The sequence below is a fragment of the Rhizobium sp. M1 genome, assembly GCF_002531805.1.
Lineage (GTDB): Bacteria > Pseudomonadota > Alphaproteobacteria > Rhizobiales > Rhizobiaceae > Rhizobium > Rhizobium etli_C.
In genome coordinates this window covers 1-20978 of sequence record NZ_NWSW01000025.1, presented here as the reverse complement: position 1 = coordinate 20978, position 20978 = coordinate 1, and the positions used below count along the sequence as shown (strand labels likewise).

Annotated in this window: 22 protein-coding genes and 1 pseudogene; 12 read left to right on the top strand and 11 right to left on the bottom strand. The window is 62.0% G+C overall.

What is annotated here, in order from left to right; all coding sequences use genetic code 11:
* Window positions 1-39 precede the first annotated feature (39 nt).
* Complete coding sequence (locus CO655_RS23385; RefSeq protein WP_097666960.1) at window positions 40-537, top strand: MarR family transcriptional regulator; 498 nt, start codon at window positions 40-42, stop codon at window positions 535-537.
* Here CO655_RS23385 and CO655_RS23380 read toward each other — a convergent pair.
* Together CO655_RS23380 and xseA are read right to left on the bottom strand one after the other, a co-directional pair.
* A pseudogene (locus CO655_RS23380) lies at window positions 538-1127 on the bottom strand (NAD(P)H-dependent oxidoreductase).
* A gap of 2 nt (window positions 1128-1129) precedes the next feature.
* The gene (gene xseA, locus CO655_RS23375; RefSeq protein ID WP_097666958.1) at window positions 1130-2710 is read right to left on the bottom strand and encodes an exodeoxyribonuclease VII large subunit; all 1581 of its coding nucleotides are present in this window, start codon (window positions 2708-2710) and stop codon (window positions 1130-1132) included.
* Between the two features lie 329 nt (window positions 2711-3039).
* Here xseA and CO655_RS23370 point away from each other — a divergent pair, with 329 nt between their 5' ends.
* Window positions 3040-3282 (top strand): hypothetical protein, encoded by a 243-nt coding sequence (locus tag CO655_RS23370; RefSeq protein WP_038686303.1) that lies wholly within the window; start codon window positions 3040-3042, stop codon window positions 3280-3282.
* A 49-nt stretch (window positions 3283-3331) separates the two neighbouring features.
* Complete coding sequence (locus CO655_RS34390; RefSeq protein WP_097666956.1) at window positions 3332-3535, top strand: hypothetical protein; 204 nt, start codon at window positions 3332-3334, stop codon at window positions 3533-3535.
* A 44-nt stretch (window positions 3536-3579) separates the two neighbouring features.
* On the opposite strand, the gene CO655_RS23355 is transcribed toward CO655_RS34390, so the two are convergent.
* The gene (locus CO655_RS23355; RefSeq protein WP_097606768.1) at window positions 3580-5427 is read right to left on the bottom strand and encodes a hypothetical protein; all 1848 of its coding nucleotides are present in this window, start codon (window positions 5425-5427) and stop codon (window positions 3580-3582) included.
* A 378-nt stretch (window positions 5428-5805) separates the two neighbouring features.
* Here CO655_RS23355 and CO655_RS23350 point away from each other — a divergent pair, with 378 nt between their 5' ends.
* Window positions 5806-6813, top strand: coding sequence for a glycosyltransferase (locus CO655_RS23350; RefSeq protein ID WP_097666954.1), 1008 nt, complete (start codon window positions 5806-5808; stop codon window positions 6811-6813).
* The gene (locus tag CO655_RS23345) at window positions 6810-7184 is read left to right on the top strand and encodes a GtrA family protein (protein ID WP_097666952.1); all 375 of its coding nucleotides are present in this window, start codon (window positions 6810-6812) and stop codon (window positions 7182-7184) included. Before CO655_RS23350 ends, CO655_RS23345 begins: the two co-directional genes overlap by 4 nt.
* A gap of 3 nt (window positions 7185-7187) precedes the next feature.
* On the opposite strand, the gene CO655_RS23340 is transcribed toward CO655_RS23345, so the two are convergent.
* Entirely contained in the window at window positions 7188-8174 is a 987-nt protein-coding gene (locus CO655_RS23340; protein ID WP_097666950.1) for a Gfo/Idh/MocA family oxidoreductase, read from the bottom strand.
* Window positions 8175-8334: 160 nt separating this feature from the next.
* On the opposite strand from CO655_RS23340, the gene CO655_RS23335 reads away from it, so the two are divergent.
* The gene (locus CO655_RS23335; RefSeq protein WP_097666948.1) at window positions 8335-9282 is read left to right on the top strand and encodes an aldo/keto reductase; all 948 of its coding nucleotides are present in this window, start codon (window positions 8335-8337) and stop codon (window positions 9280-9282) included.
* Between the two features lie 12 nt (window positions 9283-9294).
* Window positions 9295-9738, top strand: coding sequence for a GNAT family N-acetyltransferase (locus CO655_RS23330; protein WP_097606763.1), 444 nt, complete (start codon window positions 9295-9297; stop codon window positions 9736-9738).
* Here the strand turns inward: CO655_RS23330 and CO655_RS23325 are convergent.
* Entirely contained in the window at window positions 9728-10345 is a 618-nt protein-coding gene (locus tag CO655_RS23325; protein ID WP_097667071.1) for a hypothetical protein, read from the bottom strand. The two genes, CO655_RS23330 and CO655_RS23325, sit on opposite strands and share 11 nt — an antisense overlap.
* 146 nt (window positions 10346-10491) lie before the next feature.
* Between CO655_RS23325 and CO655_RS23320 the strand changes: the two genes are divergently transcribed.
* Window positions 10492-10989, top strand: a complete 498-nt coding sequence (locus CO655_RS23320) for a ferritin-like domain-containing protein (protein ID WP_097666946.1) — start codon at window positions 10492-10494, stop codon at window positions 10987-10989.
* A 40-nt stretch (window positions 10990-11029) separates the two neighbouring features.
* On the opposite strand, the gene CO655_RS23315 is transcribed toward CO655_RS23320, so the two are convergent.
* Window positions 11030-11926 (bottom strand): LysR family transcriptional regulator, encoded by an 897-nt coding sequence (locus CO655_RS23315; protein ID WP_097666944.1) that lies wholly within the window; start codon window positions 11924-11926, stop codon window positions 11030-11032.
* A 122-nt stretch (window positions 11927-12048) separates the two neighbouring features.
* Here CO655_RS23315 and CO655_RS23310 point away from each other — a divergent pair, with 122 nt between their 5' ends.
* Both CO655_RS23310 and CO655_RS23305 read left to right on the top strand, forming a co-directional pair.
* Window positions 12049-13044, top strand: a complete 996-nt coding sequence (locus tag CO655_RS23310; RefSeq protein WP_097666942.1) for an aldo/keto reductase — start codon at window positions 12049-12051, stop codon at window positions 13042-13044.
* Between the two features lie 90 nt (window positions 13045-13134).
* Window positions 13135-13494: a nuclear transport factor 2 family protein gene (locus CO655_RS23305; protein ID WP_064681472.1), complete on the top strand. Its 360-nt coding sequence runs from the start codon at window positions 13135-13137 to the stop codon at window positions 13492-13494.
* A 51-nt stretch (window positions 13495-13545) separates the two neighbouring features.
* Here the strand turns inward: CO655_RS23305 and pheT are convergent, their stop codons facing one another.
* The 5 genes from pheT to infC form a co-directional block, all read right to left on the bottom strand.
* On the bottom strand, window positions 13546-15969 hold the full coding sequence (gene pheT, locus CO655_RS23300) for a phenylalanine--tRNA ligase subunit beta (protein WP_097666939.1): 2424 nt from the start codon (window positions 15967-15969) through the stop codon (window positions 13546-13548).
* 16 nt (window positions 15970-15985) lie between these two features.
* Window positions 15986-17068, bottom strand: coding sequence for a phenylalanine--tRNA ligase subunit alpha (gene pheS / locus CO655_RS23295; RefSeq protein WP_097606758.1), 1083 nt, complete (start codon window positions 17066-17068; stop codon window positions 15986-15988).
* A 151-nt stretch (window positions 17069-17219) separates the two neighbouring features.
* A complete protein-coding gene (rplT, locus tag CO655_RS23290; protein ID WP_064681475.1) occupies window positions 17220-17624 on the bottom strand; it encodes a 50S ribosomal protein L20 in 405 nt (134 codons plus the stop codon).
* 38 nt (window positions 17625-17662) lie between these two features.
* Entirely contained in the window at window positions 17663-17866 is a 204-nt protein-coding gene (gene rpmI / locus CO655_RS23285) for a 50S ribosomal protein L35 (RefSeq protein ID WP_003570998.1), read from the bottom strand.
* A 310-nt stretch (window positions 17867-18176) separates the two neighbouring features.
* Window positions 18177-18713 carry a translation initiation factor IF-3 gene (gene infC, locus CO655_RS23280; protein WP_082928759.1) on the bottom strand — a complete coding sequence of 179 codons (537 nt, stop codon included), beginning with the start codon at window positions 18711-18713 and terminating at the stop codon, window positions 18177-18179.
* Window positions 18714-18891: 178 nt separating this feature from the next.
* Here infC and CO655_RS23275 point away from each other — a divergent pair, with 178 nt between their 5' ends.
* Window positions 18892-19719: an alpha/beta hydrolase gene (locus CO655_RS23275; protein WP_097666934.1), complete on the top strand. Its 828-nt coding sequence runs from the start codon at window positions 18892-18894 to the stop codon at window positions 19717-19719.
* A 148-nt stretch (window positions 19720-19867) separates the two neighbouring features.
* Complete coding sequence (locus tag CO655_RS23270; protein ID WP_097606756.1) at window positions 19868-20467, top strand: transglutaminase-like cysteine peptidase; 600 nt, start codon at window positions 19868-19870, stop codon at window positions 20465-20467.
* The last annotated feature ends 511 nt before the right edge of the window (window positions 20468-20978 follow it).

Here is a 20978-nt window from a genome sequence, read left to right as displayed (position 1 = left end):
TTATCTTGACGTCAAGATATCTACTGGTATCGATGTGGAATGGATGAAGACAAGCAAGATCACGTCGACAGAATCCTGGCGCAATGGCGGCGCGAGCGCCCGGACCTCGACGTCGAGCCGATGGGCATCCTCGGACGCCTGAAGCGTCTCGGCACGCATCTCGGCCGCGAAGTGGAGGCGGTGCTGCTGAAGCACGGGCTTTCCACCTCGTCCTTCGACGTGCTGGCCACCCTTCGCCGCTCCGGCGCGCCTCATCGGCTCTCACCCGGCGAGCTTCTGGAGATGACGATGGTCAGCTCCGGCACGATGACGAACCGCATCGATCAGTTGGAGAAGGCGGGCTTCGTCGAACGCATCGTCAATCCGGACGACAGGCGCAGCGTGTTGATCGCACTGACGGATAAGGGGTTCACGACCGTCGAGGAGGCGGTCGGCGCCCATGTCGCCAACCAGCAGCGGCTGACGCGCAATCTGACCGCCGAGGACAAGGCGGCGTTCGACCGGCTGCTCAAGAAGTTTCTGTCGGATTTCGAATAGTCAGATGGCGGCGAGCGCCTTGCGGACGTGCTCCAGATGCGCCTTGCGCCTGGCTTCCGTGGCGCGGTCCATGTCGTGCAGGCTCAGCATGCGGAAGACGATCTTCTTCGAACAGAAGTTGGCAATGCCCCGCTTCAGCAGGCGGCGGACGGGGTTGCCCATATAGAGATGAACCAGCCACCAGGGCGAGCCCGTCGTCGTCAGCGCATAAAGCAGCCTGATATTGGTGAGCCGCGGCACGATGCGGCCGCCGGCGGCATCATGCGTGAAGGCCACACCTGGCGCGAAGAGCGATCGAAGAACCCCTTCAGAATGGCCGGGAAATTGAACCACCACTGCGGAAAGACGAGGATGAGACCGTCGGCCGACTGCAGCCGGGCAACGATATCGGCGACGGCCGACGTATCGTAGGGCGTGTCGAAATAAGTGCGGCGATCGGCCTCGGACAGGCGCGGATCGAAATCCTCGGCGTAGAGGTCAAGCAGATCGACGACATGGCCGGAGCCTTCCAAGGCTTCGCGAGCCGTGCGCGCCACCGAGGCGGCAAAACTTTCCGGCAGCGGATGGGCAAGCACCAACAGGATCTGCATCGTCAGAACAGACTTCCCTGTTTCGTCGGCTCGGCGGGCTTTGCGCTGCGCTTCTTGGCGCTGGCGGGCGGCATGCCGCCTTCGGTGGTGACGGCGCCGATGCGACCGTCGGCGAATTCGATCGAGACCGCAGCGCCGGCCGAAAGACCTGCCGCCTGCGAGACCGGCCTGTCCTCCTCGTCGCGGATAACGGCGTAGCCGCGCTTCAGCACATTCTTGTAGGAAAGCGACTGCAGCACCCGATCCTGTGCGGAAAGCTCGCCCCGGGCACGCGTCAATTGGTGGCGAATTGCCGTGTCGGCATGGCGTGAAAGATTGCCGAGGCGCTCGCGGGAGCGGTCGGTTTGCGTCTTCAACCGTGCCGGCAGCGAGGCAAGGATTGCTTCGGCGCGCTGGACGCGCGATGTCGAACGGTCGATCAGCCGCTCGACCATACGCTCGGCCCGCACCATCCGCTCATTCAGCCTCTGCCGCCGCTCGGCGATACGATTGGACAGAACATCAGGGCGCAGATGCGCAGCGACACGCTCGAAGCCGCGGCGCTTGTTGACGGTGTTGAGTTCGAGCCCACGGCCAAGGCCGGCGGCCGCCTCGTCGAAACGACGGCGCGGCAAGGCGAGAAGCTGGTCGAGCGAGGGCAATGCCCGCATCAAACCACGGACGGACTGGCGGCGCTGATCCATCTGCCGGCTCATGCAGCCTTGCAGGCGGGCAGCAAGGGCCGCAAGCTGCGCCTCGAGCTCCGCCTTGACGGGCACGGCCATTTCCGCCGCTCCGGTCGGCGTCGGGGCGCGGACATCGGCGGCATAATCGATCAGCGTCCAATCGGTTTCGTGACCGACGGCCGAGATCAGCGGGATCCGGCTTTCGGCCGCCGCGCGCACGACGATCTCGTCGTTGAAACTCCAGAGATCTTCCAGGCTGCCGCCGCCGCGCGCGACGATCAGCACATCGGGACGGGCAACCGCACCTCCCGGCTCCAGCCCATTGAAGCCGCGGATGGCGTTGGCCACCTCCTCGCCGGCCCCCTCGCCCTGAACCTTCACCGGCCAGACGAGGACATGCACGGGAAATCGGTCGGAGATCCGGTGCAGGATATCGCGGATCACGGCGCCGGTCGGCGAGGTGACGACGCCGATCACCCTGGGCATGAAGGGCAGCCGCTTCTTGCGGGCGGCATCGAACAGGCCCTCGGCACCGAGCTTGCGTTTGCGCTCTTCGATCAGCGCCATCAGCGCGCCGGCGCCGGCCGGCTCCAGCGTCTCGATGACGATCTGATATTTCGAAGAGCCGGGAAAAGTGGTGACCTTGCCGGTGGCGATCACCTCCATGCCCTCTTCCGGACGGAATTTCAGCCGCGAGAAGGTGGTCTTCCAGATGACGGCGTCGATGCGGGCGCGATCGTCCTTCAGCGCGAAATAGGCATGACCCGAGGAGTGCGGCCCACGATAGCCTGATATTTCGCCGCGCACGCGAACCTGATCGAAGGCCGTTTCGACGGTACGCTTGATCGAGCCGGAAAGCTCCGAAACCGAATATTCGGCAAGGTTGGTCGGCGAATCGCTGTCGAAGAGGTTGCTCATCCCTTCTTTCTATGTCGATCGGCGGCAAACAGGAAGGTCGCGATCGCGCCAAGGCCGGTTTCCCCCGGCAGTCGAGCCGATGCTGAAAAGACTCCGTAGGGCGGGCGCTGATCTGCGCCCCTCCTACAGGCGGTCGTTGTGCGCAAAAAAAACGCAACAAAATCGAGTAAATCTGTTTTGCGGGGGAACGCTTAGTTAGACTATGCGTTTCAGTCGAAAGGGATTGCTAACCACCGCAATGCAAAGGCTTTTCGGCCGATATGACCGGTAAATCTTTGTTAGGTGGCGCTTCCTATGCTTCCCCTCGTTCTCTTCGGGAAGGTGCTGAAATGATTATTCTCACAGCAGCAGCATTAGGCATCAGCGCCGCGCAAATGCGCTCGGCCGCAGCGATCGCATTGATCGCCGCGCTGATCGGAATCACCTTCGCGCTGGCGGCGATAACCTCGCCAGGGCCGGTGTCGCTCCTGGCCCTCCTCTATGCCATTCTCGGCTACAATGGCGGCCTGATCCTTTACGTGCTCGGCCTCTACGCCCATGCACGCTTTCGCGCGCCGCGTGTTTCCCATTAGAGCCTTTCCTGGTTAGATTGAATCATTCTGTTGGCTCAAACGGAGTCGGATGGTCGACCGGCCGGCGCGCGTCGTAGCCCAGCTCTACGGCCAAGCCGGCCGGTCGAGCAGCCGGCCCGTTTCAGCACCTGAAAGGCCGGGCATGGTTCCGCCAGGATCAGAGGCGATCGGCTCGGACGTACGAAGGGGTATGCCCATCGCCCATCGCCTCTGCCCTGACGAAAATCTGCTCCGGCAGAATGCTTCAATCTAACCAGGAAAGGCTCTAACGATTTGCCATCACGATGATCGCCGGCGTCAATTCGTCGCCGGCCGATAGTGAAAGAACTGCACAGCCGCATCCGCGGCTTTCGAAACCGGCTCCAGATAGGGCGGAATATTTCCTTTGCCGAGCTGCGCATAGAGGCCGTCCGGCTTTAGTTTCGCGAGCTGCCGTGTCTGCGGATCACCGGGGCAGAAGGCAAGCGTCGTGACGCCTGCCCCCTTCAGAAAAGCTTCCGCCTGCTGCGGCTCAGCCATGCCGATATGCAACTCCGTCAGCATGCCGCCCTGATTGCGGTGATAGGGGGCCGAAAGAACTCGGTTTGGCGTAAATCGGAGAATTGCGACGCCCATTTCCGATGGCGCGGAGACGAGGCCGACCGGAAGCCCGGAAAGCGGCGCCAGTGCCTCTCGCGATGCACAGGCCTTTTCCTTTGCCGGTTCCGACGCCTTCTTCTGCGCCTCATTCTGCATCTGCAGCGAGATGAGCCCACCACCGACGGCCCAGGCGGCGGGGACGCCTGCAAGCACCGTCACCACATAGACGAAGGCGACGGCGATATTTTCGCTGTCACTGTTGGAGATGCGCCTGATATCGATGATCAGCAGGGCAAGCGGCAGGATGGAGATGAGGTTCGAGAAGGTCGAGCCGCGCACCTGGACGAGCGCGATCGCCCAGCTGATTGCAAGCAGGAACAGCAGAACAAGGTGAATCTGCACGCGGTCGCGCTGAACGATGCGGAAGATGCAGACGGCGATGCCGAAAAGACCGGCCGCATAGAAGGCGCCGATATCGAAAGCTTCGCTGCGCGCCAAAGCGAAGATCGACCTCGCCTCGGAAACATTCCGCAGCCAGAGTTCGACGAGCATGGGATCGAGACCGGCCAGCGGATCGCTCAGGCACTGCGGCGCGATCACGACAGCCGAACCGAGGACGCCGGCGCCGACGACGGCGAGCGCCGCAAAGCGCAGCGGCCTGGTGAGTCCGCTCGCAAACACCGCGCAAAACAGCAGAAGCCCGCCGCCGATCGCCGCCAGGCTGTAATAACCGAGCGAGAGATTGTCGCAGGTGACCATCGAATAGAGCCGCGGCGGCACCGTTGCGAAGAAGAGGATGCTGATCATCATCGCCAGCGCGAGCCCGAAGGACTGGGCGGCGACGGCAAAATCTTTGCCCTCCCATGCCCAGAGAACGGCGACCGTCAGGCAGACGGCGGCAACGAAGGGCGTCGTCTCGGCGCCGATGGCGATGGCGATGGCGGCCGCAATGCCGGCAACCGCATAGCTCCAGCCGCGACGCTTCGGATCCAGCAGCATCGCCGTCATTGTCGCGACCAGCGCCAGTTGCGCATTGTGATGATCGATGGCGCCCGGCGCGAACCGGTTGCCGGTATAGATCGCGAGCGCGGTCAGCCCGAGACTGATATGCATGCCGGCAGCGCCGCCGATGCGCCGGCCGGCAACGGCCATGGCGAGCATGGCGGGCAGGATGAGCGATACGGGCCAGATGCCGAGCGCGATCGCCTCGGCCGTCTCACGCGGCGCAAACAGGCCGAAGAACCAGATCAGCGAAGCGATCGGCAGGTCGATCAACCGCGACCAGTGCATCAGCGTGCCGCCATTGAGGCCGAGACGATATTGCATCAGATCGAACCAGCCCTGGCCGGCGAGAAAATCGCGCACCTCGACGAGGCGCATGCCATCGTCATTGTCGGGGCCGACGTAATCGGTAGCGCCATAGAGCTTGGTGACGACGATGACGGCGGCGAGAATGACGCTATAGGCGATGACGGTCGGCCACAGACGCATCAGAAGGCCGCGGATGCCGCCGCTCGGGATATCGGTCGCGGATGATGTGTTGGTGATCGGCTGTACGGCGTTCATCGTGGTTAGAGCCTTTCCTGGTTAGATTGAAGCATTCTGCCGGAGCAGGTTTTCGTCAGGGCAGAGGCGATTGGCGATGGGCAGACCCCAAGGTATGTCCGAGCCGATCGCCTCTGATCCTGGCGGGAACATGCCCGGCCCTTCGGGTTGGCTGAAACGGGCCGGTCGACCATCCGACTCCGTTTGAGCTAACAGAATGCTTCAATCTAACCAGGAAAGGCTCTAGCGGTTCGTTTCCGGATGGCCGAACCTTAGCCGCCGCCGATCAAGAAAGTGTAAAGCCGGCTGCCGGCGCGGCCGATTCTGCCTGCGTTATAGGGTCTTATTAACGCTGCATGATTTAGGCTGATGGCGGCTTTCAGTGTAACGAGTAGAGTCATGGCCCGATCGCGTACCCATCACCCGGACATTGCCGTCCTGCTTCCCTGTTATAATGAAGCCGCAACGATCGGCTCTGTGGTGCAGGGCTTCCGGGCAACGCTGCCGGATGCCGCGATCCACGTCTACGACAATAATTCCACCGACGGAACCGCGCTGCAGGCGATGCTGGCCGGTGCGCATGTCGTGCGCGAGCGGCGGCAGGGCAAGGGTCATGTCGTGCGCCGGATGTTCGCCGACATCGAGGCCGACATCTACATCATCGCGGACGGCGACGGAACTTATGCGCCAGGCGATGCCGAGGAGTTGGTGCGCACACTTCTGACCGAGCGCGCCGACATGGTTGTCGGAACCCGGCGCGGCGTGCATGCCGATGCCGGCCGTCAGGGCCACGCGGTCGGCAACCGGCTTTTCAACCTGCTCTACCGGACGATCTTCGGCCCTGATTTCACCGATATCTTTTCCGGCTACCGCGCCTTCTCGCGCCGTTTCGTCAAGAGCTTCCCGGCCGTATCGGGCGGCTTCGAGATCGAAACCGAGATGTCGGTGCATGCCTCACGGCTGAAGCTGCCGGTCAGCGAACTTGAACTCGATTATGGCCGCCGGCCGGAAGGCTCGCACTCCAAGCTTTCGACGTTCCGCGACGGCGCCAAGATTCTCTGGATGTTTGCGATGCTGATGAAGGAGACCCGGCCCTTCGCCTTCTTCAGCGCGATCAGCGGTCTCTTCATGCTGGCGAGCCTCGGCTTCATGACGCCGGTGCTGGCGGAATATTTCGAGACGGGTCTCGTCAGCCGCATGCCGACCTGGGTTCTGTCGACGGCGCTGATGATGATCTCCTTCATGCTGTTCACCGCCGGCGTCATCCTGGATTCCGTCGCCCGCGCCCGCGCCGAGCAGTTGCGTATCCACTATATGAGCCTGGAGACGCCGAGCCATGCCAAGCTGCCTGATCGCGAGCCGGCACCGGCGCTGCGCGCCGGCCGCGGCAAGGCGGATGCGGCGTGAAGAAGCTCATCCGTTTCGCGATTGCCGGCGGCATCGGCTTTCTCGTCGATGCAGGTGTGCTGTCGGCGCTGCTCGATCTGACGCCGCTCGGGCCTTTCCTGGCGCGGCTGATTGCCATCGCCCTCGCAATGGCGGCGACCTGGGCTTTCAACCGGAACTTCACCTTCGATCGCTCCGGCCGCTCGCTCGCCGCCGAAGGCTTCCGCTACGGCTCGGTCGGCGTCACGGCGGCGCTCGTCAATTACGGGCTTTATTCCGCACTGCTGCTTTCGCTGCCCGGGCTTCAGCCGCTTGCGGCGATGGTGGTTGCCAGCGTCGCCGCGATGGTCTTCAGCTTCTTCGGCTATTCGCGCTTCGTCTTCCGCGCGTGATCATCAGACCGCCTCCCAGCCGTCCTTCTCGCTGGCGCGATAGATCGCATCGATCACCTTCTGGTTCAGCTTCGAATTTTCCAGCGTGACGATCTCTTCCTTGCCGTTCTTTACCGCCCGAGCGAAAGCCTCGACCTCGCGCCTGTACTGGCGATTGTCCTGGAAGCGGAAGATGCGCGATTCATTGTGGCTGCGATCGGCAAGTTCGATCTCTTCCGGCCCCCAGCGATTGGCGTTGAACGGCGACTTGACCTCGATGTAACCGTCGGTGCCATGGAAGACCATGATCTGGCGGTTGGCCATCTGCGTCGAGACATAGAAGCTCAGCTCGAAATCGTCGAAGTCGGCCTTGACGCTCGAATAGATATCGGTGCCGAAATCCGGATCGCGCTCGGTAATCGCCTGGATCCGGAGCGGCTCCTTGCCGGTGGAGAACCGCGTGCTCATGACGGGATAGACGCCGATATCGGGAAGGCCGCCACCGCCGAGCTCGCGGATGTTGCGCATGTTGGTGGCATCGCGATTGAAATAGGTGAAGGCGCCCTGCACATGCCGGAGCGAACCGATCGCGCCCTCATCGATCAGCGAGCGCACCTTCTGCCAGACCGGCGAATAGGTGATCATATAGGCTTCCGTGACCACCACCTTATTGCGGTCGCGAGCGGCGATCACCGCGTCGATATCGTCGGCCTTCAGCGCCAAGGGCTTTTCGCAGAGCACATGCTTGCCGGCATCGGCTGCTTTGATCGACCATTCGATATGCTGCGAGGTCGGCAGCGGGATATAGACGGCGTCGATGACATCGGAGGCCAGCATCTCCTCATAGGAGCCGAAGGCATGCGGCACGGAGAAGCGGTCGGCCATCTCCCTTGCGCGCGCGAGATCCCGGCTCGCAATCGCCGTGACGACACAATTTTCCGCGTCCTGGATAGCGGGAACGACATTGTCGCGACCGATCTTCGCCGTCGAAATGATACCGAAACGCAGCATGTCCAAACCTCCCGGAACTGATGTCCGCGAACCATATTCAGGGCTTCGCTGCGGCGCAATGGTGCGACATGAAATCACGGAAGTTTGTTTCCCGGATGCCGGGATCGCGCTACTTTGCCGTATTCGCGATTTCACTCACCTAGCGATTTTGGAGAGCGTCATGGAAATGCGCCGGCTTGGAAAAACAGGTCTTTCGGTCGCGCCGATCGTCATCGGCGGCAATGTCTTCGGCTGGACGGCCGACGAGAAAACATCCTTCGCCATTCTCGACGCCTTTTTCGATGCGGGCCTGAACGCAATCGATACGGCGGATGTCTATTCCGCCTGGGCTCCCGGCAACAAGGGCGGCGATTCCGAGGAGATCATCGGGCGCTGGCTGAAGCAGGCGAGGATTTCGCGCGACCAAGCCGTCATCATCACCAAGGTCGGCTCGGACATGGGGCGGGGAAAGACGCTGAAGGCGAGCTATATTCTGCAAGCGGTCGAAGCGTCGCTCAGCCGGCTGCAGACCGACTACATCGACCTCTATCTCTCGCATTGGCCGGACGCCGATACGCCGGACGAAGAAACGCTCGGCGCCTATGCCAAGCTGAAAGCGCAGGGCAAGGTCCGCGCCATCGGCTGCTCGAATTATGACGCGGGGCTGCTGCAAGCTTCCTTCGACGCTGCCGAAAAGGTCGGTCTGCCGCGTTACGACGTGCTGCAGCCGGAATATAATCTCTACGCACGTGCGAGCTTCGAGGGGCCGCTCGCCGAGCTTTGCGTCAAGGAAGATATCGGTGTCATCACCTATTTCAGCCTCGCCGCCGGCTTCCTCACCGGCAAATACCGCAGCAAGGCCGATACCCAGGGCCGCGCCCGCGAGGGCCGCGTTTCGCAATATCTCGACGAAAAGGGCCTTCGCATTCTCGCCGCGCTCGACAAGGTGTCTGCCGAGACCGGCGCCAAGCCGGCGGAAATCTCGCTTGCCTGGCTCTTGCGCAAGAAGGGCGTGACGGCGCCGATCGCCAGCGCCACCAGCCTTTCGCAACTCGAGAGCCTGGTGAAAGCGGCGACACTTTCGCTTTCCGATGACGCGATGGCGTTGCTCGACGAAGCCGGGCGCTGAGAGAACAGGACGATGACCATGACGATACGCGATGCCCGCCCCGAAGACGAAACCCGCTGGCGCCAACTCTGGGCGGCCTATCTTGCCTTTTACCAGGTGACCGTCGATGCCGATATCACCGACCAGACCTGGCGCCGGGTCTTCGATCCGGCCTCGGCGATCACCATGCGCGTCGCCGAGATCGACGGCAGGATCATGGGCTTTGCGCTCTATCTCACCCATGAGGGCACGTGGATTCGCGGCAGGGACTGCTATCTCGAAGACCTGTTCGTCGATCCCGAGGCGCGCGGCAAGGGCGTCGGCAGGGCGCTGATGGATGATCTCGTCGCGCTCGGCAAGGCGAAGGGCTGGTCGCGGCTTTATTGGCATACGAGCGAAAACAACAAGACCGCGCGGGCGCTCTATGACAGCTATGTCGAAAGCGACGGCCACATCCGCTATCGTATCAGCTTCTGAGCACGGGAAATCCCTGGTAGAAAGCGCCATGATCGCCCTCCCAGTTCGCCATGCCCGGCTTGGTGAGGATGCCGCGCGGGCTGACATAGCTCTGGATGATCCGCTTCGGTCGTTCGTGCCACTGGATATTGAAGGCCCAGAGCTTGGGGAAGAAGCAGAGCGAAGCATAAGGCAGGTGGTCGTGGATCCACCAGGCGAGCCGCTGCCAGTCGCTTTCATCGCGATAGCGGTCGATCATCCACGGCACGGCAATACAGACGGCAGCGCCCATACAGCCGTCGAAATCCCTGATATCCCAGATGTGATGGGCTGATGTGGCGGCATTGGTCGAGCAGTTCAGCTTGTTCTCGTTGCCAAACCTGTTGACGTCAGGCGAGCGATAGCCGGAGCGAATGTGCAGGCGCCCGAAGGTTGCCTCCAGCGGCTCCAGCAATTCCTCGCAAAGCCGCCTCCCCGCCTCGATCGCCAGGTCGGGATCCTCGGGAATGTTGGGGATGCGGTAGAAATCGGCGATTTCGGAATGCAGGAAATCGCGGAAGAAGAAGTTTTGCGACAGCCGCACGCGGCCCAGATCCTCCAGACCTTTCATCGAACCCGGCTTCCGCATCATTTTTCCTCCCGACATCAACGGCGGGATGATTGCCCGGCGAAGATTTCCAGTCCACCCGAAATCGCTGGGGAACAATTTGCGCAATCCTTGCTTCTTAATGTGTCGCCGCGTTCGCGGCCTTTCCCAAAACAAGGATCGAGAAAATGGCCAAGGAAAAGACGTTGGAAGATCTCTTCTACGACACGCTCAAGGATATTTACTTCGCCGAGCGGCAGATATTGCGCGCCCTGCCGAAGATGGCGCGGGCCGCCCAGTCCTCCGACGTGAAGGCGGGCTTCCAGAAGCATCTCGAGGAAACCGAAGCCCAGGTCGAGCGCCTGCAGCAGGTGTTCGAAAAGATCGGCAAGCGCGCCCAGGGCAAGACCTGCGAGGCGATCCAGGGCATTATCGCCGAGGGCGAAGAGATCATGGAAGAATTCAAGGGCACGCCGGCGCTGGATGCCGGTCTGATTTCGGCCGCGCAGTCCGTCGAACACTATGAAATCGCCCGTTACGGTACGCTGAAAACCTGGGCTGCAACGCTCGGCCTCAAGGATGTCGTCAGCCTGCTCGATCAGACGCTGCAGGAAGAGACGGCCACCGACAAGAAACTCTCGCAGCTCGCCACCACCGCGGCGAACCAGAAGGCGAAGGCCGCCTGACCCATATGGAAAGGGTGGCCGTCATCTCGACCGGCCACCCTTATCCGTCTCCCGCATATTTGAAGAAGTCTATGAAGGCGCGCAGCGCCGGCCGCATCTGCCGACGGCTCGGATAATAGACGAATGGGCCGGGATAGGGCGCGCACCAATCCTTCAGCACCCGCACCAGTCTGCCGGCTGCCAGTTCGGCATGAACCCGCATATCGAAGAGATAGGCGAGGCCGGCACCGTTCAGCGCCGCAAGCAGGGCCAGCCGGTCTTCGCTGACAACAAGCGGCCCATCGACTGCAACGATCAGTTCCTGACCGTCCTTTTCGAATTCCCAGCGATAGATGGAGCCGTTGGTGAAGCGCCGCTTGATGCAGCGGTGATGGACAAGATCGCGCGGATGCTCCGGCTTCGGGTAGCGCTCGAAATAATCCGGCGAGGCCGCGATGACGGTGGTCAGCTTGGGCGAGATCCTGACGGCGATCATATCGGCCTCGAGACTTTCCTCCAGCCGGATGCCGGCGTCGAAACCCTCCCTGACAATATCGGTGAAACCGTCCTCATTGGCGATCTCCAGTGTAATGTCGGGGTAGAGATTGAGAAAATCGCCGAGGCGCGGAGCGAGCAAAATATCGGAGGCGAAGCGCGGCGCGGTGATGCGCAGATTTCCCGCGGGCTTGCTGCGCGTATCTCTGACGGCCTCCAAGGCAACATCGATCTCCTCCAGCGCCGGGCGGAGCCGTTCGAGGAGCAGGCGGCCCTCCTCCGTCGGCGCGACGCTGCGGGTGGTGCGCGCCAGAAGTCTGACGCCCAGGCTTTCCTCAAGGCTCGAGATCGCATGGCTGATGGCCGACGGCGCGACGAGGAGCTCCCTGGCCGCTGCACGAAAGCTGCGATGCTCGGAAACGGCAGCGAGAACCGCGAGTTGCGAGAGCTGAGTTCTGTTCATTGATCTAAATTATAGAACAGGCTGTTATAAACTGCATGCATTTTCTGATCGATGCCCCGCCGATATAGTACCGCAACCATATCCTCAGCGGTTCACAATCAGCTCAGAAAAAGGAGCGCGGCATGAAAACCCGGAAACTCGGAAACGATCTCACTGTCTCGGCCGTCGGCCTCGGCTGCATGGGCATGAGCTTTGCCTATGGCGCCAGCGATGAAGCGGAATCGATCCGGACGCTCAACCGCGCCGTCGATCTCGGCGTCACCTTCTTCGACACCGCCGAAGTCTACGGTCCTTTCACCAACGAGGTCCTCCTCGGAAAAGCGCTGAAGCCTTTTCGCGACCGCGTGGTGATCGCCACCAAATTCGGCTTCAAGATCGATACCAGTAAGGCGGGCGCTGCCGCCATCGCCGGCGTCGACAGCCGCCCCGAACATATCAGGGCGGTTGCCGAGGCTTCGCTGAAACGTCTCGGCATCGAGACCATCGACCTGCTCTACCAGCACCGGGTCGACCCCAACGTGCTGATCGAGGAGACGGTCGGCGTCATGGCCGAGCTGGTGAGGGAAGGCAAAGTCCGCGCGCTCGGCCTTTCGGAAGCCGGCAGCGCCACCATCCGCCGGGCGCATGCGGTCCATCCGATCGCGGCGCTTCAGAGCGAATATTCGCTTTGGACTCGCGATCCAGAAGAGGACGTGCTTGCCACCTGCCGTGAACTCGGCATCGGCTTCGTGCCCTACAGCCCGCTCGGCCGCGGCTTCCTGACGGGAGCGATCCGCAAGGCCGACGATCTCGCCGCCGACGATTTCCGCCGGCAGGTGCCGCGTTTCCAGGCGGAAAATTTCGATGCCAACGTCGCCCTCGTCGCAGCGCTCGAAGAGCTTGCAGCCGAAAAGGGCGTGACGGCCGCGCAACTGGCGCTGGCCTGGGTGCTGAGCCAGGGCGACGACATCGTGCCGATCCCCGGCGCCCGCAAGCTTCACCATCTCGAACAGAACGCCGCCGCTGCCGATATCACGCTGAGCGCAGCCGAACTGCAGCGGCTCGGCGAAGCGATCCCCGCCGCACAGGTGGCGGGAAAACGCTATTCGGACGCCTCGCTTGCGATGACGAATCTGTAATCGAAGAAGCCCGACCTGATGCACTCGGCCGGGCTTGCCTTCGCCGCCGGCGAAACTATCTAACGCCATCTCGGAGAACGGGATGGAAACATGTCGGACAGGCAGGCAGTCGAACAGACGGTTCATCTCTATGTCGAAGGCATGGCCTTCGCCAATGCGGCAGCCTTGAAGAAAGCCTTTCACCCGCAAAGCTCGATCATCGGCTACTACCAGAACGCCGTCGAATGGCTGACCCGGGACGAATTCATCACCGCGATCCTGGCGGAGGAGCCGGCGCCGCCCGGCACGCAGCCCTTCATGGACATACAAAGCGTCGATGTCGAGGGTGAGGCGGCGAGCGTCAAGGTCACCGACGATTTCGCCGGAATGCGCTTTACCGACTATCTCTCATTGCTGAAGATCGACGGCCGATGGGTCATCGTCAGCAAGCTCTACCATCTTCACACGTGAACGAACCGGCCGCCGCAACGACCGGTTCTTTGTTTTCGGGAGACCGCGGGATCAGCTTCTGAGGACGCCGCCGGTGAATTTCGTGACGCTCGCGACGATCTTCTGCGTCAGCGCTTCGAAATCCTCATCCGTCAACGTGCGCTCGACCGGCTGGATCTGAACCTCGATCGCCACCGATTTCTTGCCGTCGCCGACAGACGCACCTTCGAAGATGTCGAAGACGTTGACGCCGGTGACGAGCTTGCGGTCTGCCCCGGTCGCAGCCTTGATGATGGCGCCCGATTCCACCGTCTTATCGACGACGAAGGCGAAGTCGCGCTTGACCGCCTGGAAGGGTGACAGTTCCAGCGCCGGCTTGGTGCGGGTCGCCTTCTTCTTTGGCTCGGCCATCGCGTCGAGATAGACCTCGAAGCCACAGAGGGCGCCGGAGACATCGAGCGCTTCCAGGGTCAGCGGGTGGAATTCGCCGAAGTAACCGAGCACCACCTTCGGCCCCATCTTGATCGTGCCGGAGCGGCCGGGGTGATACCATTCCGGGCCGCCCTGCTCGATTTGGATATTGCCCATCGGCAAGCCGCAGGCTTCGATGACGGCGAGCGCATCGGCCTTGGCGTCGAAGACGTCGACCGGTTTGCCGCCGCCCTTCACTGCATTCGACCACATGCGGCCTCCGCCGGCGAGCGAGGCAGTGCCGCGGCGGATGCCGCCGGCAACGCGGTGCTGACCGTCCGGCCTGTCATTCTCATAGGTGCCCGAGACCTCGAAAATCGCCACGTCACCATAGCCTTTGTCGGCATTGCGCTGGGCAGCCGTCAGCAGGCCCGGCAGCAGCGAAGGGCGCATGTCCGACATTTCCGCGGCGATCGGATTGGCAAGCTTGAGGGCCGGCGAACCACCGCCGAAGAGCTTCGCCTGATCTTCCGGAATGAAGGACCAGGTGACGGCCTCCAGCATGCCGCGCGAGGCAAGCGCGCGCTTGGCCGCGCGCGTGCGGATCTGCAGCGTCGTCAGGATCCTGCCGTTGACGGCGGCATGGCTTTCGAGCGGCGCCGGCTTGATCTTGTCGACGCCGTGGATGCGCATGACCTCCTCGACGAGATCGGCCTTGCCGTCGACATCGGGGCGCCACGACGGAACGGAGACGGAAACGCGTTCGCCGGAGCCGGAAACCGTGAAGCCGAGGCGGGCGAGGATCGCGTTGCTTTCCTCCGTCGAGACTTCCAGGCCGGTCAGGCGCTTGACCTCCGAATAGGGGAAATCGACGACCTTCGGCTCGTGAGACTTGTAGCCGACGACCTCGGCCCGTGCGGCCGTGCCGCCGCAGAGCTCAAGCACCAGTTCCGTCGTGCGTTCGAGACCGGGAACCATATATTCCGGATCGACGCCGCGCTCGAAACGGTAGCGGGCATCGGTGATAATACCCAGGCTGCGGCCCGATTTGGCGATGTTCATCGGGTCCCAGAGGGCCGATTCGATCAGCACGTCGACGGTGTTCTCGTCGCAGCCGGAGTGTTCGCCGCCCATGATGCCGCCGATCGATTCGATCCCGTCTTCATCGGCGATGACGACGTTGCTCGGACCAAGCTTGTATTCGCGCTGGTCGAGCGCCAGCACGGTCTCGCCTTCCCTGGCGCGGCGAACGGTGAGATTGCCCGTGACCTTGGCGGCGTCGAAGACGTGCATCGGCCGGCCCTGATCGAAGGTCATGTAATTGGTGATGTCGACCAGCGCGTTGATGGGGCGCAGGCCGATCGCGGTCAGCCGCTGCTGCATCCAGCGCGGGCTCGGGCCGTTCCTGACGCCGCGCACGAGGCGGAGCGAAAAGCCGGGGCAGAGCTTGGCATCGTCGAGATCGAGCGTCAGCCTGACCGGCGTTTCGCCTTCGACGGAAAAGGACGGCGCCGCCCGGGTCTTCAGCGTGCCGAGGCCGGAGGCGGCGAGATCGCGGGCGATGCCGTGGATCGAGGTGCAGTCCGGCCGATTGGGCGTCAGGTTGATCTCGATGACCGGGTCGTCGAGATGCGCATAGGCGGCATAACTCTTTCCGACCGGCGCGTCGTCGGGCAGATCGATGATGCCGTCGTGACTGTCGGAGATCTGCATTTCCTTTTCGGAGCACATCATGCCGCGGCTTTCGACGCCGCGGATATTGCCGACGGCAAGTGTCGCATCGATTCCAGGAACATAGGTTCCGGGTGCGGCGAAGGCGCCGACGAGGCCGGCGCGCGCATTTGGAGCGCCGCAGACGACCTGGACCGGCGCACCGGTGCCGGTGTCGACCATCAGCACCTTCAGGCGATCGGCCTGCGGATGTTTTTCCGCCGAGACAACTCTTGCGATGACGAAGGGCTTGAATGCTGCCTTGTCGTCGACATCCTCCACTTCCAGCCCGATCTCGGTCAGGCGCGTGCAGATTTCATCGAGCGTGGCATCCGTTTCCAGATGCTCTTTCAGCCAGGAGAGCGTGAATTTCATCGTCTCAATTCTCCGTTCAAGCGCTGAGGCCGCCGAACAATGTCGGCATGTCGAGCGGGCGGAAGCCGTAATGCGTCATCCAGCGGACGTCGGCATTGAAGAAGTCGCGCAGGTCGGGCATGCCGTATTTCAGCATGGCGATGCGATCGAGGCCCATGCCCCAGGCAAAACCCTGATACTCGTCCGGATCGAGGCCGCCATAACGCAGCACGTTCGGATGCACCATGCCGCAGCCGAGAATCTCCATCCAATCGGTGCCTTCGCCGAACTTGACGATCGGGCCAGAGCGGTCGCACTGGATATCGACCTCGAAGGAGGGCTCGGTGAAGGGGAAGAAGGACGGGCGGAAACGCATCGTCACGCTGTCGACCTCGAAGAAGGTCTTGCAGAACTCCTCGAGCACCCAGCGGATATTGGCGACATTGGCCTTCTTGTCGATGACCAAGCCCTCGACCTGGTGGAACATCGGCGAATGCGTGGCGTCGCTGTCCTGGCGATAGGTCTTGCCGGGAATGATGATGCGGATCGGCGGCTTCTGCGCTTCCATGGTGCGCACCTGCACCGGCGAGGTGTGCGTGCGCAGCACCTTGCGCTCACCGTTTTCATCAGGATTGAAGAAGAACGTGTCGTGCATCTCGCGGGCCGGATGGCCTTCGGGAAAATTCAGCGCGGTGAAATTGTAATAATCGGTCTCGATATCGGGACCTTCGGCGATCGAGAACCCCATGTCGGCGAAGATCGCGGTGATCTCATCGACGATCTGGCTGATCGGATGGATGCGGCCGCGCTCGGCCGGTGAGGAGCGCACCGGCAGGCTGACATCGACGGTTTCGGCCTTCAGGCGGGCGTTGACCGCCGCCATTTTCAGCACCGACTTGCGTTCGGCGACGGCATCCGTCACCGCATTCTTCAGGGCGTTGATCGCAGCACCCCGGGTCTGGCGCTCCTCCGGCGTCATCGCGCCGAGCGTCTTCAGGAGTTCCGAGACCGAGCCCTTCTTGCCGAGCGCGGAGACGCGCACGGCTTCCAGGGCGGCCTCGTCATTGGCGGCGGCGATTTCCGCGAGCAGCGATGAGTTGAGCTGGTCGATATCTGACATTGTCACTTCTTTCCGTCCAGTATCAGGCGGGGATCGGGAGGCAGGGGGCGCCGACCGGCGCAAGGGATATAAAGAAAGAAAAACCCGCGCTAGCCCAAACCAGCGCGGGTTTCCCAAAATTCAAAAAAGCGTCAAGCTTGGGAAGCGCTGGTTAACGAACCGCGCCTTCAAACTCGTTGGCCGTACCGGTTTCCTTGAGGTATTCAAGGGCCTTCTTGGCAGCATTGACGAGCGCGCCGAACGCTTCCGGCTCGTGGATCGCCATGTCGGAGAGAACCTTGCGGTCGACTTCGATGCCGGCCTTGTTCAGGCCGTCGATGAAGCGGCCGTAGGTCAGGCCGAATTCGCGGACAGCGGCGTTGATGCGCTGGATCCAGAGCGCGCGGAAGTTGCGCTTGTTGACCTTGCGGTCGCGGTAAGCGTACTGCTTCGACCGGTCGACAGCGGCCTTGGCGGCGCGGATGGTGTTCTTGCGGCGGCCGTAAAAGCCCTTAGCGGCCTTCAGAACCTTCTTGTGCTTGGCGTGAGAGGTGACGCCTCTTTTTACACGTGCCATATCATGATCTCCTTAAATCTAGCGTTCGCGGACGAGTCTCAGAGACCGTTCGGCAGGTAATTCTTGATAACCTTGCGGCCATCCGGTTCTGCAAGAACCATCGTGCCACGTGCATCGCGAATGAACTTGTTGGTACGCTTGATCATGCCATGGCGCTTGCCGGCAGCGGCAGCCTTGACCTTGCCCGTCGCGGTGATCTTGAACCGCTTCTTGGCAGAGGACTTCGTCTTCATCTTGGGCATTTTGCTACTCCTTCTGTCCTCCCTGCGCGCTTCATCAAAAAAGCCCTCTCGCGAAGTCCGGTTCTCCGGCCGTCGCAACAAGGTGCGGGAGCGTTTGTTGTTGATCTGCGGCTTCGGCGACGAACCGTTCCGCAAGCATTCGAAACTGCCACGGCATGCCCTGCCGGTCAGTTCGGACGCGCGCTTATAACCGCAGCGTCATGAAAGTGCAACGGGGCCGCGGAGGAATCTTCGCCAGCCCAAAATCGGGAGGGCCGAAAGCACAAAAGCCGCCCTTGCGGACGGCCTTGGGCAAAAAGGTGTCTGGCGCTTACTTCGGCGCCAGCACCATCATCATCTGACGGCCTTCGAGCTTGGGCTCGGCTTCGACCTTGGCGATCTCAAGCGTGTCGGCCTTGACCTGCTGCAGAAGCTTCATGCCGAGCTCCTGGTGGGCCATTTCACGGCCGCGGAACTTCAGCGTCACCTTGACCTTGTCACCCTCGTCGAAGAAGCGGCCCATCGCCTTCATCTTCACCTCATAATCATGGGTGTCGATATTCGGGCGCATCTTGATTTCTTTGACTTCGACGATCTTCTGCTTCTTGCGCGCCTCGGCCGCCTTCTTCTGGTTGGCGTATTTCAGCTTGCCCAGATCGAGGATCTTGCACACCGGCGGTTCGGCATTGGGGGAAATTTCGACAAGATCGAGGCCGGCTTCTTCTGCCATTCTCAAGGCCTGGTCGGTGGGCACGATGCCCATATTCTGTCCGTCAGCCGCGATCAGCTGAACTTTGGGAATGCGGATTTCACGGTTCGAGCGCGGGCCGTCCTTCACGGGCGCATCGGTCTTAAAAGGTCTGCGAATGGTCGTATTCTCCTCGCGTTGTTTCCGGAATGTTGCAGCCGCGCGCTCCCGACCAGGGTGCACAAACGTATCTCGTTATCGCTGCAACGGAGTCAATATCATCCTTTAGCGGAAAAATCACCCGCTGTCAGCCTGCCAAGAATCTGTTTTATAGGCCAAAACAACAGGAGTTTCCCCGATGTCCGATCAGATGCCAAATGTCCAGCCGCAGTTCCTGACGGTCGGCGAAGGCGAGGCGGCGCGTGAGATCGCCATGCTGGTGCGCCCGGCGCAAGCCGGCAATAATGCCCCGACGCTCGTTTGGCTATCCGGCTACCGTTCCGACATGTGCGGTACCAAGGCATTGGAGCTCGACGGACTGGCGGGCGAACTCGGTACTGCCTGCATCCGCCTCGACTATTCCGGCCACGGGCTTTCCGGCGGCAGCTTTCGCGACGGCACGATCTCACGCTGGCTGGAGGAGGCGCTGGCCGTCATCCGCCACGTCGCGCCCGACCGGGTCATTCTCGTCGGCTCCTCGATGGGAGGCTGGATTGCGCTGCGGCTGGCGCAGGAGTTCGCGCGGCAGGACGGCCCAAAACTCGAAGGCCCAGAACTCGAAGGAATGGTGCTGATCGCGCCGGCGCCCGATTTCACCTCCGAACTGATCGAGCCGAACCTGACGGCCAAGGAGCGCAAGTCACTGACGGAGCGCGGCTATTTCGAAGAGCGCTCGCAATACAGCCCGGAGCCGGACATCTATACCAGGGCGCTGATCGAGGATGGCCGCAAGAACCGCGTGCTCGACGGCATGATCGAAACGGGTTGCCCGGTGCATATTCTCCAGGGCATGAAGGATCCCGACGTGCCGCATGCGCATGCGATGAAACTTGTCGAGCACCTTCCTGCCGACGACGTGGTGCTGACCTTCATCCGCGACGGCGACCATCGCCTGTCCCGCCCCAGCGATATCGCCCTTATTCTGAGCGCCGTCAAAGGCATCATCCGCAACTCCATGGCCGGGTAATAACCTGCTGAACAAGCTCGCCGTCTTGTTGCATTTTAACCATGTCGGCGGGTCGCAAGGCCCCTACAAGAAGTAACGATTGACTCTTCTCGGCCCTCTCCATTAACAGTTTGTTAATAATTAAGGGGCGATCGAGGAAAGAGCGGGCGTGCGGATCAAAGGTATCTTTGTGGCCATGATGGCCGTGTTTGCGATGGCGACTGCCGCCATCCCAGCTCCAAGCAGAAATGCTTCCATGGTAACAGGCAACGCCACTTCGCAGCCGATCGGCCATTATGATTTCTGTCAGACCCACAGCAGTGAATGCGGCGCAAACCGCAATGCGGGCCCTGTCGAGATGACCCCGGCCAAGTGGTCGCTCGTCCGTTCGGTCAACGCCACGATCAATCGCACGATCACGCCGATGACCGACAAGGAAATCTACGGCAAGGATGAAGTCTGGGCCTATCCGACCACCGCCGGCGACTGCGAGGATTTCGCGCTCCTGAAGCGCCGCATCCTGATCCAGCGCGGCGTTCCGGCCGCCGACCTGCTGATGACCGTCGTGCGCAAGCCCGATGGCGAGGGCCATGCCGTCCTGACGCTGCGCACCGCCGAGGGCGACTTCGTGCTCGACAACCTCGCCGCCGACGTCAAGCCGTGGTTCGGAACGCCCTATTCTTTCGTCAAGCGCCAGTCGAGCTACAATGCCGGCCGCTGGGTCACCATCGAGAACGGCCGCGACGTTCTGGTCGGCGCACTGCGCTAAGGATTTCAGGGGGATTCGGGAAAAAGGCCGGCGAAAGCCGGCCTTTTGCTTTTGGGGGAATTGGAACCGCGTCAACCGCCACCTTTCGCTTCCGCTCAAGCTGTTCGTCGCTCACGCTCCTCACCCCTCATCTGCCCTTCAGGCATCTTCTCCCCGCTGGGGAGAAGCGGGAGCAAGCCGCATGCTCTCATTTTCCGCAAGAGCCAGAGGCTGCCACGATTCCCCTTCTCCCCAGCGGGGGTCCGAAGGACGGGCGAGACCCGTGGCTCGCCCAGGCTGATGCCGGCAGGCAGATGAGGGGGTGAGCGGCAAAGCCGCGAATGCATGGAGCGTAAGCGAAGGGCAAGGATGCTGGCGCGCCCTCTCTCCAGCCTCATCCTGAGGTGCGGAGCCTCGAAGGACGGGGCTGGCCACTGGCAAATGTCGATACTGCTGGCGGCGTTCAACCACCCGCCCTCGTCCTTCGAGGCCCCTTGCGGGGCACCTCAGAGCTTGTGAAGCTTTTAAATCT